The sequence below is a fragment of the Streptomyces sp. NBC_00887 genome (assembly GCF_045207585.1).
Map to the genome: position 1 here is coordinate 1,613,364 of NZ_CP108788.1, position 14,260 is coordinate 1,627,623.

Consider the following 14,260-nt stretch of genomic DNA (forward strand, 5'->3'; position numbering starts at 1 on the left):
GCCCGCTCCTACTGGCCGCACCGCCGAAGGGGATCAGAAGGTGAGCTTCCAGCTGTCGATGTAGCCGGTGTCCTGCGAGGCCGTGTCCCGCACCTGGAGCTTCCAGGTGCCGTTCGCGGTCTCGCTCGACGCGTTGACGGTGTAGGTCGCGATCACGTTGTCGGCCGAGTCGCTGCTGCTCGCGCTCTTCAGCCGGTACGCGGTGCCGTCCGGCGCGAGCAGATCGACGACGAGGTCACCGCGCCAGGTGTGCTTGATGTCCACGCCCACCTGAAGTGCGGTGGGAGCGTTGCCGGTCCGGCCGGTGACCGCGATGGAGGAGGTCACGGCGGCCCCCGCGTCCGGTACGGCGACATCGGTGGTGCTGGTGAACACGCCCTCGCCCGTGGGCGGTTCGACGGTGCCTGCGGACAGGGTCCAGATCGCGTGGGCCACCGCGTCGCTGTTGCGGTCCAGGGCCGTGTCGTTGATGTTGGCCGTGGTGTCGCAGGACGAGTGGTAGCAGCGGTCGAAGGACTGCCCCGCGGTGCCGCCCCACTTCGTGGCCTGGGCGCTGCTCTTCGTGTTGCTCGCCCCGGTGAACAGGCCGCCGACGGGCACGCCCGCGCTCTTGAACGGGGCGTGGTCGGAGCGGCCGTCGCCCTCGGTCTCTATCTCGGTGGGCACCGAAAGACCGGCGAAGTAGCTCTTGAAGGTCTGCTCGATGACCGGGTCGTCGTCGTAGACGAAGTAGCCGGCGTTGGGCGAGCCGATCATGTCGAAGTTGAGATATCCGTCGAGCTTGGCACGCTCGGTGGTGGCGAGGTTGTTCACGTAGTACTTCGAGCCGACGAGCCCCAGCTCCTCGGCACCCCACCAGGCGAAGCGCAGGTGCTTGTCGGGTGCGAGCTGCGCCCGGGAGACGGCGAGGGCGGTTTCGAGTACGGCCGCCGAGCCGGAGCCGTTGTCGTTGATCCCCGCGCCCGAGGTCACCGAGTCGAGGTGGGAGCCGGCCATGAGTACCTGGTTCGGATCCCCTCCCGGCCAGTCGGCGACGAGGTTGTACCCGGTGGCTCCGCCGGAGGTGAACTGCTGGAGTGCCGTGGTGTATCCGGCCGCGTCCAGCTTGGCCTTCACGTAGTCGATGGACGCCTTGTAGCCGGTCCGGCCGTGGGCCCGGTTGCCGCCGTTGGCGGTGGCGATCGACTGGAGCTGGGTGAGGTGCGCCTTGACGTTGGCGAGGGGTATGTCGGGCGCCGCGGCCACCGCGGTGGAGGTGGCCGGCGCGGAGGAGGCGGGCGCCGCCTGTGCCGCGGGGGCGGCTGTCGCGAGCAGGGCCACGACGGCGAGGGCGGATGCGGACACGGGTCTGTATCTGGTTGGGCTCATCGAAGGCTCCGATTCCGTTCGGGGACTGACGGAACGTGCGGGGGGTACCCGGCCGTGCACGGCCGGGGCCTGGAGCTGGTGGTGCGATATGCGTGACCGATGGTCAGCGAGATGGCCGCGTACCGTCAAGAGCTGAATCCGGACAGCCCCGTTCGCTCAGCGGACAGGGATGGCGGGGACGGCCGTACGGGAGCAGGAGAACACCGTCGCACCGCGCAACGGACCGCAACCACCGCGCACAGGAACGGAGTTGGCGTAGGGGTCGCGGCAATCCCGCTTGCCCGCCCGATGATCACGGGATAAGGTCCCCGGGCACATATGGGGTGATCATGACAGGCGGGGGACATGGCAGACGTAACAGGCGCGCCCACGAAGGGCGCGGGCGCATGGGGGCAGGCCGTCACGGCCGTCGTGATGGTGGGGGCACTGGGGGTCGGACTGTGGACGGTCCAGGAGACGTCGTCCGCGGACAGCGTCCCGCCGCCTGTCAGATGCTCGGGCGGGGAGCCCGAGAAGGCCACGGGAAAGCCCGGGAAGGCACCCTGGCGCGTCTCCGGGGCGCAGCTGTGCGAGGCACTGAACCGTCCCGGCCTGGCCGAAGTGCTGGGTACGCCCGGCGAGACCGTGAAGTCGGCCGGCGGCAACGGCGGCTCCCTGGACTTCTCCGGCGCCGAGGAGATCGACACCCCCTCGGCCCAGGTCGAGTTCGGGACCTACACCGTGACGTTGTCGGCCACCTACGACGGTCTCCCGGTGGACGGGTCCGCGGCGCTCCTGGGCGCCGATGCCCGGCAGGAGACGTTTCTGGGCCGCCCGGCGGTCCTCTACTCGCAGCGCACCATCAGCATCAGCTTCCGCCTCGATGGCAGCGACTCCGACAGCGGTCCCGGTGTTCCGGCCCGCGTCCTGAGCGTGGCCCAGGACGCGAAGGACAGCGGCGGGTCCTACGAGGTGGCCGTGTGGCGTGCGGACGGCATGACGCCGGACGACGGGGTGCTGCTCGGCGTCGCCGAGAAGGTCCTGCCGACGGTCCCGCGGTGGGCCGCCGCCGGCTGACGGCCTCCAGCAGTGTTCTGTCGCACGGCAAGGCGCGTCCGGTGGCTCCGGCCGTCAGGGGCGCAGTGCCCTCAGCAGCAGGTCGGCCAGGTGGTCGGCGACCTCCTGCTGGCTGAGGGGGCCGTCCGGGCTGTACCACGTGGACAGGTGGTGGACCGAACCGAAGTGGTAGTCGACCACCAGGTCGGCCGGGGTCGCCGAGGAGAACACCCCGCTGCGCTGCCCCTCCTCGACGAGCGCCCGGAAGCCCTCGTGGTAGCGGCGCCTCTCCATCCGCACCTGCTTGTTCTTCTCCGGGCTCAGGTGGTGCATCGAGCGGAAGAAGATCGCGGCGTCGTCGAGGTTCTCGATGGTCGTGACGACCACGTCCGCCGCCGCGTCGCGCAGCCGCTGCTCGATCGGCGCCTCGGCGTTCGCGTACGCGTCGAGCCGCTCCTGCTGGAGCCGCAGCACCCTGGCGTAGACCTCCTGGAGGAGGTCCTCCTTGGATCCGAAGTAGTGGTAGAGGGCGCCCTTGGTGACGCCCGCCGCCTCGACGATCTCCTGGACCGAGGTGCGGTCGTAGCCGCGCTCGGCGAAGAGCCGGGTGGCGGCGGCCAGCAGCCGTTGAGGAACGGGCGTACCGTCCCCGTCCGTCGCCTTGGCCATTGCCGCCACCTGCCCTTTCGTCTGTGCGTGAGGTGTTCTACCGGGGGGAACGCAGTTCCCGCCTGAGGATCTTCCCACTTGCGGTCTTCGGGAGTTCCGTCAGGATCTCCACTTCGCGCGGGTACTTGTACGCGGCGAGCCTTTCCTTGCAGTACGCGCTCAGTTCGCCGGGCTCCGTCTCGGCCCCCGGACGCAGGCTGACGTAGGCCCGGACGGTCTCCCCGCGGTAGGTGTCGGGGACGCCCACGACGGCCGCCTCTCGTACCGCGGGGTGGGTGTAGAGGACGTCCTCCACCTCACGGGGCCAGACCTTGAAGCCGGAGGCGTTGATCATGTCCTTCTTGCGGTCGACGACGTAGAGCCAGCCGGCCGCGTCCATGAAGCCGATGTCGCCGGTGCGCAGTTCCCCGCCGGGGAAGGCGGCCTCGGTCGCCTCGGGGAGGTTCCAGTAGCCGGAGACGACCTGCGGCCCGCGTACGGCTATCTCGCCCTGTTCGCCGAGGGGGACGTCGTCGCCGTTCTCGTCGATGATCCTGACCAGCGTGTCGGGTCCGGGAACACCGACGGACAGGGTCCCGGACACCGGATCGACGGGTGCCTCGTGCTCCGGCGGTACGGCGGCGCAGGGCGCCGTGCACTCGGTGAGGCCGTAGCCGTTGCGGATGTACGGGCCGAAGCCGTCGCGGAACTTCTCCACGAGCGCGGGCGGCAGCGGCGCACCGCCCGAGGAGATCACCTTGAAGGAGGCGAAGTGCTCGCGGGTGGCCCCGGGGTGCGCGGCGAGTGCCATGAAGGCGGTCGAGGGGCCGACGGTGTAGGCGGGGCGGTGCTCGGCGAAGGCCTCCAGGACGACGCTCGCCTCGAAGCGGTAGGCGAGGACCAGGGTGCCCGCGTTGGCGACGCAGGCGGCGAGCTGGCACACCATGCCGGTGATGTGGAAGAGCGGAGCCAGCGCGAAGTAGGCGGCGCCCTCGGCGATGGGGTGGCCGGTCCGCTGCCGCTCCGCGTTGACCATGATGTTGCCGTGGGAGTTCATGGCGCCCTTGGGGGTGCCGCTCGTCCCGGAGGTGTAGCTGATCAGCGCCACGTCGGCGGCGGTGAGCTCGCGGCCCTCGGGGGCGGCGAGGCCCCGGCGGGCCACGGCCACCAGGTCCGCCGCCCAGTCGTCGGGGCCGGGGGCGGGGAGCCGCTCGAAGCCGAGCACCCGGGGGTCGTCGGCCGTCTGCAGGTCGCGCTCGCAGGCGGTGACGGCGATCTTCACGTCGGGCGCGGCCTCGGCGGCGTCCCGCAGGTAGGACTCCCAGGCCCGGTCCGAGCAGATCAGCGCGGTCACCGCCGCGTCCTTCAGTACGTGGCCGACCTCGCCGGACTTGTACATCGGGTTCAGCGGGACGACGGTCGCGCCGGCCTTCCAGGCGCCCAGCAGCGCGAGGACGAAGTGCGGGGTGTTCTGCAGCATGATCGCCACACGGTCGCCGCGCCGCAGCCCTTCGGCGGCGAGGTGTCCGGCCACGGAGTCGGAGAGCTCATCGGTCTCGCGGTAGCCGAGCCGGCCGTCGAAGTAGGCGAGGGCCGGGTGCTCCGGAGCCCGCCCGACAGCGGCGCGGAAGGCGTGCACCAGGGTCTCGGCCGGGTGGACGGGGGCCCGCTGGGCCTCGCTGAGCAGGGCGGTCCAGGGCTTTGCCGCGTAGATCGACTCGGTCATGCGCCGGCCTCCTCCCACTTCTGCTGCAGGTGGTTCATGCTGCCGATCCAGTGGTCGGGGTCCTTGGCGCGGGCGCGGTAGTACCCGGCCACCTCCGGGTGCGGCAGGACCAGGAAGCGGTCCTGCTCCATGGCGTCGAACAGGGCCTCGGCGACGGCCTCCGGCTCGATCGCGGTGGGGGCGAGTACGAGATCGCCCGCGGAGCCCGCGGCGGTGAGCATGTCCGTGCGCACGCCCTGCGGGCAGATCGTGTGGACCTTGATGCCGCGGTGGCGGTAGGTGAGCGCGAGCCACTCGGCGAAGGCCACCGCGCCGTGCTTGGTGACGCTGTACGGGGCCGCGCCGATCATCGTGAGCAGACCGGCCGCGGAGGCGGTGGAGACGAAACGGCCGCTGCCGCGCTCCAGCCAGTCCGGCAGCAGCGCCTTTGCCGCGCGGACGTGGGACATCACGTTGACGTCCCAGGCCGCCGCCCAGACGTCCTCGTCGGCGAAGACGTCGCCGCCGGATGCCAGGCCCGCGTTGGCGCAGTAGATGTCCACCGTGCCGTCCAGTGCGTCCCGGGCCGCGTCCACGATCCCCGAGGCGTCACCTGCGACGGCGGTCGCGCCGATCTCTTCGGCGAGCGCCTTGATCCGGTCGATGTCGAGATCGTTGACGACGACCCGTGCACCCTCCGCGGCGAATCTGCGGGCCAGAGCGGCTCCGATGCCGCCTCCGGCTCCGGTCACCACTACGCCAGCGCCCTGCACCGTACTCATCGGTCCCGCCTCTCTCAGCCGTCTTCCCCGGCAGACTAACCAGTCGGTATGTGATCAGGGAAGGGGTCCCGGGCAGGACTGGGAATCTGCCCAGTCAGAGCCGTTCCGAGCGGCCCGCGCCCGCGCTAGCGTGCGTGGCCATGACAGTCGGCGCGATCATGGAGGTAGCGGAATGACCCTGTCCAGACGTGGTTTGCTCGCCGTCGGCGGAGCGATGGGTGCCGTCGCGGCCACCGCGGCGGGGCCCGGCACGGCCTCGGCCGCAGGCCGGGGGCACGGTGCCGGGCGCGCCGGGGTCCGTACCGGCTTCGAACGGCTGGCCGCCGACGGGTACCGGCTTCTGGCGGGCGAGAAGGTCGGTGTCGTCACCAATCCGACCGGGATCACAGCGGACGTACGGCACATCGTCGATGTGATGCACCCGGACGAGCGGGTGAATCTGACCGCTGTCTTCGGACCGGAGCACGGCTTCCGGGGGACCGCGCAGGCCGGTGGCTCCGAGGGACGCTACGACGACCCGGCGACGGGGCTGCCGGTCTACGACACCTACCTCAAGAGCGGGCAACCGCTCGCGGACGTCTTCACGGCTTCCGGCGTGGACACGGTCGTCTTCGACATCCAGGACGCGGGCGCCCGCTTCTACACCTACATCTGGACCCTGTACGACTGCATGGAGGCGGCGGCCCTCGCCGGCAAGCGGTTCGTGGTCCTCGACCGGCCGAACCCGGTGACCGGGCGGGCGGCGCTGGGGCCTGTGCTCGACCCGGCCTTCGCGACGTTCGTGGGGCGCAGGGAGATCTCGCAGGCGCACGGGATGACGGTCGCCGAGCTGGCGCTGCTCTTCAACGGGGAGTTCCTGGCGGCGCGGCCGGCGGAGCTGGACATCGTGAAGATGTCGGGGTGGCGGCGTTCGGACTTCTTCGACGTGACGGGGCTGCCGTGGGTGCCGCCGAGCCCCAACATGCCGACGCCGGAGACGGCGCTGGTCTACTCGGGGACGTGCCTGTTCGAGGGCACGAACCTGTCCGAGGGCCGCGGCACGACCCGGCCGTTCGAACTGCTCGGGGCGGAGGGGATCGACTACCGGTGGGCGGCGGCGGCGAACGCGCTGGAGCTGCCCGGGGTGGCCTTCCGTGAGGCCTACTTCGCGCCGACGTTCTCCAAGTTCCAGGGGAAGACGGTGGGCGGGGTCCAGGTGCACGTCCAGGACCGGGAGGTCTTCGACCCGGTGCGTACCGGCATCGCGCTGCTGGTGACGGCGAAGCGGACGTGGAGCGGGTTCGCGTGGCGCCCGGACAACTGGATCGACAAGCTCACGGGCAACACCCGGGTCCGCACGATGATCGACGCCGGTGCGGACACCGATGAGGTGGTGGGGGCGTGGAACGCCGATCTGGCGGCGTTCCGGGCCAAGCGCAAGAGGTACCTCCAGTACCGGTGAGTGCCGAAGGCACCTGCCTCGTCCTCGACCGCCGGACGGGCTCGACATGCCCGTCCGGCGTTCGAGGAGTCCAGGTCAGCGGTGGGAGGGGAACTCCACGACCTGCTGGTACGTCGGCCGGTTCTGCCAGTGGATCGTCTTGTGCGTGATCCCGCCGAGCGCGCGGTGGACGATCGCGTCGGTGCACCACTGCTCGCCCGCCCCGCAGCTGTCGTCCCCGGGGTAGACCGCCGTCGCGGGCTCGGCAGCCGCCTGCTTCAGCGTGGCGAGCAGCGCCTGGCGGCAGGTGCTCAGGTCGCCGTTGCCGCAGTACGTCTTCGCCAGCGGTCCCTTGACGGGCTGTCCGAGGACCTGTCGCAGGTCCTTGTCGGCGAAGCCCCACCAGCCGTACTGGAACGCGGAACCGCTGTGCGCCCCGCTCGGCCCGTGGCTCGCGGCCGGCGACTCGTCCGTGGCCAGGTTCGCGGTGAGCGCCGTGTAGAGGCCGTCACCCAGACCGGGCCGGAATTCCGCCTCGATGAGTTTCGGCCACCAGGCATCCATGATCCGTACCGCGTCCGCGTGCGTGTAGGTGTGCGATCCCGGACCGGTCTCCTTGCGCTGCGATCCCGCCGCGCGCCATGAGTCCAGCTGCTGCACCACCGCGTTGAGCGCGGGATCGGTGACCGGCTGGGAGCGCAGCACCTTCAGGAGCTCGGGCAGCAGCTGCTCGCCCCGCAGGTCCGTGACGGCGGCCTCCGCCATGGCGCGGGTGAGGGAGGCGCGGGTCACTCCGCCGTCGTCGACCAGTTCCGCCACCCGGTCGTCGAGCAGGTCGCCCCGGTGCACCGCGCCGAAGCCGAACGCGGCGGTGGCGTAGTCCTTGGCCTGGCGGTTGTTCCAGGAGATGTAGTAGTCCTGGCCGCTGGACTGCGGGTGCTCGGCGAACGGCGTGTAGTCGGTGGTGTTGGCGGCCGGGTCGTAGCCCTGCCACTCGTACGCCTTCTCGGCCTTGACCGGCAGCGCCGGGTCGACTCCGGCCGCGCGCACGGGGTTCATACCGCTGTTGTAGAAGGCCGCGGTGCGCGAGTCCGCGTAGAACCAGTTGAAGGCGTAGTCGATGTGACTGGCCGCCTGCTGGAACGAGGCCGCGTCGGTGATGTACGCCGGGTCGTTGAAGAGCTGGAAGCCGATGATCGAGTCGGCTTCGTGGCGGTAGGTGGTGCGCAGCGAGGTGTACGCGACCGGTTTTCCGCCCACCGTGGCGCGGTGGGTGACGATGCCGTAGTCCGTGCGCCACACCTGCATCCGGTAGGAGCCCTTGGCGGTGGAGTCGGCGACCGTGGGCTTCCAGGAGTTGGTGCGCTCCAGCTTCTCCATGGGGGTGCAGGCGCCGTCGTTGCGGTAGTGCGTGGAGTCCTTGGAGGGCGTGGAGCCGTCCGGTTCGCAGAGCTCGACGGCGTACGTGTCGGTGATGTCCTGGGCGGCCGATGTGGCGCTCCAGGCGTAGTCCTGGCCGCGGCCCATCTGGATGTACATGCCGACGCCGGCGAACGAGACGCCGCGGGCGCTGATGCCGGGCCCCTGGAGCTCCTGGAGCATCATCAGCTGGGGGGCGAAGTAGCCGGTCTGGGGGCCCATGACGGCGATCGGGTTGCCGCTCGCGGTGTGCTTGCCGGACACGAGGAGGGCGTTGGACATGCCGCGCTTCTGGGCGCCGCCGCCGGTTCCGGGGAGCGATCCCTCCGGGATGACGCCGTCGTCGTACATGCCCTGCAGCGGCTTGAGGGCGGCCGGCGCCTTGACCGGGGCCTTCGCGCCGGTGCCCGCCGAGCCCGTGCGGTCGTGGATCAGGGGTTCGGGTGTGACGGAGCCCGCATCGGGAAGGGCGGCGCCGCGGGCCTGGTCGGGCTTGCCCGCGTACGGGAACGAGGTGCCGTCGTGGACGGTGAGGACGGCCTCGGGGTCGTTGCGCTGGCGGAACGACTCCCAGACCCTGGTCCCCTCCTCGACGCCGTACTTCTGCTGGGCGGCGAGCAGCGAGAGCGCGGCCTGCACCTCGCCGCCTCCTCCCCCGCCGAACTGTCCGCCGACGACCGACGCGATGGAGATCAGGTCGGTCAGTTTGAACGGCTGGATCTCGCCTATGTTGGTGATCGAGTCGATCTTTCCGGTGAGGACGTACTCGCCCGGGAAGTAGCGGCCGTTCTTCGACTTCACCCGGTAGGCGTTGATGCCGTCGACGTAGGCCTGGGCATCGGCCATCGCCTGCTCACCGTGTGGGCCCTCGGTGGTCCTGATCCATTCGACCTGGGCTTCGAGGTCCGCTTCGGTGTACGGGGCCTGCGGCCAGAACTGCTGTTCCAGGCCCTGGTTGGCGAGCGCTCCCCCGGCGAACGAGGTCAGCTCACCGCGCCCGATGTGCCGGAAGAGGTCCATCAGCCAGAGGCGGTCCTGCCCCGCCGCGAACCCGGCGCCGAACTCGGTGCCGTAGCGGGTGGTTCCCTTGATGTGCGGAACGCCGCTCTTCTTGTCGCGGGTGATGGTGACGTCCTCGCGCGGCTTCGTGACGGACTCGACCTGGTCCGCGGCGACCCCGAAGGAGGCGTCGTTGAAGAAGTCGGTCAGTTTCTGGTCGGTGAGGCTCGTATGCCCCGCCACCAGGCCGTCGTAGCGGTCGAGCTGGTCGTCGCTGTGAGCCGGGTGGGTGCCGAACGCCTTGTTGCCGAGGATCTCGACGAGGGTGGCGTTGCCGTTCTCGCCGGGTGGCAGGATGTCCGCGCACTGTCCCTGGCAGTGATCGGTGACAGCGACGGGTTCCGGCTGGGCCGCGCCGGCCTGGGGGGCCGAGGCGAGCAGGGACGTACCGAGGGCGAGAACGGCCGCGACTGTGGCGGCTCTGAGCGTGCGGGTGCGTGGGGGCATGCGTGCTCCTCCGGATGGCCGATGCGCCGGAGGTTACTGGCGGTACACCCCGTCAGTAAGATGAACATCAGTCACTTTTTCCGAATCACCACACCCGTCGCCACGCCGCCCCACATGGGCCATCTCAGGTAGTGGACACTTTTCACCTTTCGATGGAGCCGAAACGGGCAGTCGTACGTCCATCCCTTGACGCCGAAGTACGACCGACGGAGGTGGCAGTGTCATGGCCGGTTTCCGGAGTCTTGCGAGACAGGTCCGCGATCCGCGGGGCGATCTGGCATTGCGGAGGTACTCGCTGCGCAAATGCCTGGAGCGATTCGCCCCTTACGGCCACCGGGCCACCTGGGATCACCTGTGTGCCCGGCACGGGATCGAACCCGAGGACCGGGCTCCCGACCCGGTGCGCCTGATCGGTGCGCTGGAGGAGCTGGAGGAGGCGCGGGACGTCTGGCTCGCGTACGAGACGGGGTTCGCCGAACGGCGGCGACGTGAGAAGCACGACGGACTGCGTCGGCCGGGCGCGTTCGACGACTGGCACCGCAGGACCTGGGGCGGCAACGGCATCGCCCCGTGCGACAACCCGGGGGTCCATCCCGCCGCACCGCTCGCCGACGTACTGGGGCGCCTGATCGCCGCCCTGAGCGCGGAGCCGGGCGTGGCCTGCCCGGTCTGCACGGCGACCGGCATCGTCTGGCGGCAGGACCTGGACCGGGAACCCTGGTCGGGCCCGGTCTGCACGGGGTGCGGCATCGTCGTCCCCCGCCCCGTCCTGACCCCGGGAGCACTGGCCAGGGCCAGGGGGATGCGGCCGAGGGATCTGGCGTCGGTGGCCTGAAGCGCGCGGGGGGGCGCTCGCCTGCGCGCACCCCGCGTCGTCCGTGTCCGGAGCCGGCAGGGCCAGGGTCTTTCGTTTGGATCAGGCCGGATCAGGGAGCGGGGTCCGGCCTGATCCGAACGAGAGGCACTAGGACGCCTTGGAGCCGTCCGCCGCCTTGCGCTCGGGCATCAGGCGCGACCCCGTGATCCGTTCGCCGGACACGTCGTCGGGGTTGGACAGCACACACGTCTCCAGCGACAGGCATCCGCAGCCGATGCAGTCGGTGAGATGGTCCCGCAGCCGCCCCAGCTGCTTGATGCGTTCATCCAGCTCCGAGCGCCACGCCTCGGACAGCCGCGCCCAGTCCTCCCGGTTCGGCGTGCGCTCCTGCGGGAGCTCGGCGAGCGCCTGCCTGATGGTGGCGAGCGGGATACCGACCCGCTGCGCCGCGCGTACGAACGCGACCCGGCGCAGGGCGTCCCTGGTGTAGCGACGCTGGTTGCCGCTGGTACGACTGCTGGTGATCAGGCCCTTGGACTCGTAGAAGTGCAGGGCCGATACGGCGGCGCCGCTGCGTGCGGAAAGCTGGCCGACCGTGAGTTCGTGAAGTGTCTGCGGGATCTGTGGCACTCCCCGAACCCTACTGGTCCCGCCTCGAACCCTGCCGCCCGCTTCGAAAACCTGGCCGGTCCGTCGTTGACAGGGACGCACCGCCCAACCATGCTGAGCAAGCGCTTAGACATTCGTTCGGGGACGACGGCAGACAGCCGGAAGGCAGGGACCAGGAACATGGCAGAGCCGAAGATCTTCACGTCCGCACAGGAGCTGCGGGACGGGGTGGGCGAGGAGCTCGGGCACAGCGAGTGGCTGGAGATCGAGCAGAAGAGGATCGACCAGTTCGCCGAGGCCACCGGCGACCACCAGTGGATCCATGTGGATCCGGAGCGCGCCGCCGCCGGCCCCTTCGGCACGACGATCGCCCACGGCTATCTGACGCTCTCGCTGCTGCCCGCATTCGTACCGCAGATCATGCGGGTCGAGGGAGTGAAGATGGGCATCAACTACGGCAGCAACAAGGTCCGCTTCCCTTCGACCGTTCCGGTGGGCTCGCGGCTGCGCGCCACGGGTGTGCTCAAGAACGTCGAGGAGGTGGGCGGCGGTGTGCAGGTGACCACCCTCGTCACCATCGAGCGCGAGGGCGGCGACAAGCCGGCCTGTGTCGCCGAAGCGGTTTCGCGCTTCTACTTCTGAGCCGTGCGCACGTGTGCGGGGCTGGCCCGAGGCCCGCCCCGCACACGTGCGCTACTTCTGCGCCCCGACCATCCGCAGGACGAGGTCGGCGTAGAGCGTGCCGACCTCGTCGGGCGTCCGGCTCCCCTGCGCGTTGAACCAGCGGGCCACATCGATGCAGAGCGAGAGCACGGCCAGCGTGGTGCCCGGGACGTCGGGGACGTCGAACTCCCCCGCCCGAACGCCCTCGCTGATGATCCGGCGCACCGCGGCGTCGCTCTTCCTGCGCAGCTCGACGATCTCCACGCGGTGCTCGTCGCCGAGGGCCTCGAGTTCGTACTGGACGACCCGGGCCGTGGTGTGCCGCTCGGCGTGCCAGCGGACGAAGGCCTGTACGGCGCCGGCGAGCCTCTCGGTCGCCGTGCCGTCCCTGTCGGCGGCCGTCTCCAGGAGGAGCAGGGCCCGGTCGTGACCGATCCTGCTGATCCGGTGGAGCAGCTCTTCCTTCGTCTTGTAGTGGATGTACAGCGCGGCCGGACTCATCCCGGCCCGCCCCGCGATGTCCCGGGTGGTGGTCGCGTGATACCCACGTTCGGCGAAGGCCTCGACGGCGGCGACGAGCAGTCGCCGGGCCGCCTCGGGCGTGACCTCACTCCACGGCGTCTCGTCACCGTCGGTCTGCTCCGCCGTGCTCATGGTCACGTGCCCCTCTCCCTCTGCAGGACGAACACCATACCGCGATCCTGAGCAAGCGCTTAGGGGTCGCCGGTGACCGAGACCGTCAGAGCTTCTGGAAGGGGTCGTGCTCGGCGAGGATCTTCTCCAGCCTGGCCTGGTCGACGCGGCTGATGATCTGCCCCGCCTCCTGACGGTCCCTGATGACCTTGGCCAGAGTGAAGCACGAAGTGACGAGGTAGAGGACGCCGATGGCGAGGAAGGCCCGCACCCAGGCGTCGGCGTCGAGGAAGAAGATGCCGAGGGCCACCGCGCCCATGGCCACTCCGAAGGAGAGGACGGCCTGGCCGTAGAAGGCGGCGGTGCTCTGCTGCTTGACCGATGTTGTCTCACTCATGTCGCACAGCATCCGGCGCGGCGGCGTCCGGCACATCCGTCCTCGTACTCAGTCCGGCACTCAGAAGGCGGAGACCCCCGTCAGCGCGCGGCCGATGATCAGCTTCTGGATCTGGCTGGTGCCCTCGTAGAGGGTCATCACGCGGGCGTCCCTGACCAGCTTGCCGACCGGGTACTCGTCGATGTACCCGTAGCCGCCGAACACCTGGAGGGCGTTGTTGGCTGCGCGGACGGCCGCCTCGGAGGCGAAGAGCTTCGCCGTGGACGCGGCCGTGGCGAAGTCCTGGCCGCGGTCGACGAGGTCGGCCACGCGCCAGGTCAGCATGCGCGCCGCGTCGACGTCCACGGAGATGTCGCTGATCAGCTCCTGGACGAGCTGGTAGCTCGCGATGGACTTGCCGAACTGCTCGCGCTCGCCCGCGTACCGTACGGCGGCGTCGAGGGCGGCCTGCGCGATGCCGACACAGCCGGCCGCGACCGACATCCGGCCCTTCGCGAGGGCGGACATGGCGATGGAGAAGCCCTTGCCCTCCGGCCCCAGGAGCGTGTCGGCGGGAACGCGGACGTCCTCCAGCACGATCTCGGCCGTCGCCTGGCCGCGCAGGCCGAGTTTGCCGTGGACGGTGCGCCGGGTCAGGCCGGGGCTGTCGGCCGGCACCAGGAAGGCGGAGACGCCCCGGTGGCCGGGGGCGTCCCCGGTACGGGCGAAGAGCAGCACCACATCGGCCCAGGTGCCGTTGGTGATGAACATCTTGGAGCCGTTGACGACGTAGTCGCCCCCGTCGCGCACGGCCTTCGTCGTGAGGTTCCCCGCGTCGGATCCGGTGCCCGGCTCGGTGAGGCCGAAGCATCCGACGGCCTCGCCGGCGGTGAGCCTCGGCAGCCACTGCCGCTTCTGCTCCTCGCTGCCCCAGGAGGCGATGGTCTTGGCCACCAGGCCGAGCGAGACGGACACGATGCCGCGCACGGACGAGTCGCCGCGCCCGAGCTCCTCGGTCACCAGGCAGTACGCGAGGTGGTCACCGCCCGAGCCGCCGTACTCCTCGGGAACGGTCAGTCCGAGGAAGCCGAGGGAGCCCAGCTTCTTCACGATCGACTTGTCGACGCTCTCGGCACGGTCCCACTCGACGACATGCGGGGTGATCTCCCGTGCGACGAAGTTCTCGGCGAGCTCCCGGACGGCTGCCTGCTCCTCGCTCAGCTCCAGGTTCATCCTGCGACACCCCACTTTTAATTAGCACTGCTAGTTTTATGTTTGC

13 protein-coding genes are annotated in these 14,260 nt (G+C 70.3%); 4 read left to right on the forward strand and 9 right to left on the reverse strand.

Going from position 1 to position 14,260, the window contains the following annotated elements; genetic code table 11:
- Positions 1 to 33 precede the first annotated feature (33 nt).
- On the reverse strand, positions 34 to 1,368 hold the full coding sequence (locus OG844_RS07365; RefSeq protein ID WP_406388949.1) for a M28 family metallopeptidase: 1,335 nt from the start codon (positions 1,366 to 1,368) through the stop codon (positions 34 to 36).
- 345 nt (positions 1,369 to 1,713) lie between these two features.
- On the opposite strand from OG844_RS07365, the gene OG844_RS07370 reads away from it, so the two are divergent.
- Positions 1,714 to 2,424, forward strand: coding sequence for a DUF6215 domain-containing protein (locus tag OG844_RS07370; RefSeq protein WP_406388951.1), 711 nt, complete (start codon positions 1,714 to 1,716; stop codon positions 2,422 to 2,424).
- Between the two features lie 54 nt (positions 2,425 to 2,478).
- Here the strand turns inward: OG844_RS07370 and OG844_RS07375 are convergent, their stop codons facing one another.
- From OG844_RS07375 to OG844_RS07385, 3 genes are read right to left on the reverse strand one after another with little or no spacing between them, the layout of a single operon-like run.
- Positions 2,479 to 3,072, reverse strand: coding sequence for a TetR/AcrR family transcriptional regulator (locus OG844_RS07375; RefSeq protein WP_406388953.1), 594 nt, complete (start codon positions 3,070 to 3,072; stop codon positions 2,479 to 2,481).
- 37 nt (positions 3,073 to 3,109) lie between these two features.
- Positions 3,110 to 4,777 carry an AMP-binding protein gene (locus OG844_RS07380; RefSeq protein ID WP_406388954.1) on the reverse strand — a complete coding sequence of 556 codons (1,668 nt, stop codon included), beginning with the start codon at positions 4,775 to 4,777 and terminating at the stop codon, positions 3,110 to 3,112.
- Positions 4,774 to 5,538, reverse strand: coding sequence for an SDR family oxidoreductase (locus tag OG844_RS07385; RefSeq protein WP_406388955.1), 765 nt, complete (start codon positions 5,536 to 5,538; stop codon positions 4,774 to 4,776). Before OG844_RS07385 ends, OG844_RS07380 begins: the two co-directional genes overlap by 4 nt.
- A 172-nt stretch (positions 5,539 to 5,710) precedes the next feature.
- Here OG844_RS07385 and OG844_RS07390 point away from each other — a divergent pair, with 172 nt between their 5' ends.
- On the forward strand, positions 5,711 to 6,979 hold the full coding sequence (locus OG844_RS07390; RefSeq protein WP_406388956.1) for an exo-beta-N-acetylmuramidase NamZ domain-containing protein: 1,269 nt from the start codon (positions 5,711 to 5,713) through the stop codon (positions 6,977 to 6,979).
- A 75-nt stretch (positions 6,980 to 7,054) separates the two neighbouring features.
- On the opposite strand, the gene OG844_RS07395 is transcribed toward OG844_RS07390, so the two are convergent.
- The gene (locus OG844_RS07395; RefSeq protein ID WP_406388958.1) at positions 7,055 to 9,883 is read right to left on the reverse strand and encodes a penicillin acylase family protein; all 2,829 of its coding nucleotides are present in this window, start codon (positions 9,881 to 9,883) and stop codon (positions 7,055 to 7,057) included.
- A gap of 223 nt (positions 9,884 to 10,106) precedes the next feature.
- On the opposite strand from OG844_RS07395, the gene OG844_RS07400 reads away from it, so the two are divergent.
- Complete coding sequence (locus tag OG844_RS07400) at positions 10,107 to 10,718, forward strand: hypothetical protein (RefSeq protein WP_406388959.1); 612 nt, start codon at positions 10,107 to 10,109, stop codon at positions 10,716 to 10,718.
- A gap of 129 nt (positions 10,719 to 10,847) precedes the next feature.
- Here the strand turns inward: OG844_RS07400 and soxR are convergent, their stop codons facing one another.
- Positions 10,848 to 11,330 (reverse strand): redox-sensitive transcriptional activator SoxR, encoded by a 483-nt coding sequence (gene soxR, locus OG844_RS07405; RefSeq protein ID WP_406388960.1) that lies wholly within the window; start codon positions 11,328 to 11,330, stop codon positions 10,848 to 10,850.
- 159 nt (positions 11,331 to 11,489) lie between these two features.
- Here soxR and OG844_RS07410 point away from each other — a divergent pair, with 159 nt between their 5' ends.
- Positions 11,490 to 11,951, forward strand: a complete 462-nt coding sequence (locus tag OG844_RS07410; RefSeq protein ID WP_406388962.1) for a MaoC family dehydratase — start codon at positions 11,490 to 11,492, stop codon at positions 11,949 to 11,951.
- 51 nt (positions 11,952 to 12,002) lie between these two features.
- On the opposite strand, the gene OG844_RS07415 is transcribed toward OG844_RS07410, so the two are convergent.
- The 3 genes from OG844_RS07415 to OG844_RS07425 all read right to left on the reverse strand — a co-directional run bounded on the left by OG844_RS07415 (position 12,003) and on the right by OG844_RS07425 (position 14,214).
- On the reverse strand, positions 12,003 to 12,626 hold the full coding sequence (locus tag OG844_RS07415; RefSeq protein ID WP_356416091.1) for a TetR/AcrR family transcriptional regulator: 624 nt from the start codon (positions 12,624 to 12,626) through the stop codon (positions 12,003 to 12,005).
- Between the two features lie 85 nt (positions 12,627 to 12,711).
- A complete protein-coding gene (locus OG844_RS07420; RefSeq protein ID WP_329212709.1) occupies positions 12,712 to 13,002 on the reverse strand; it encodes a YiaA/YiaB family inner membrane protein in 291 nt (96 codons plus the stop codon).
- Between the two features lie 60 nt (positions 13,003 to 13,062).
- Positions 13,063 to 14,214: an acyl-CoA dehydrogenase family protein gene (locus OG844_RS07425; protein WP_406388965.1), complete on the reverse strand. Its 1,152-nt coding sequence runs from the start codon at positions 14,212 to 14,214 to the stop codon at positions 13,063 to 13,065.
- Positions 14,215 to 14,260 lie beyond the last annotated feature (46 nt).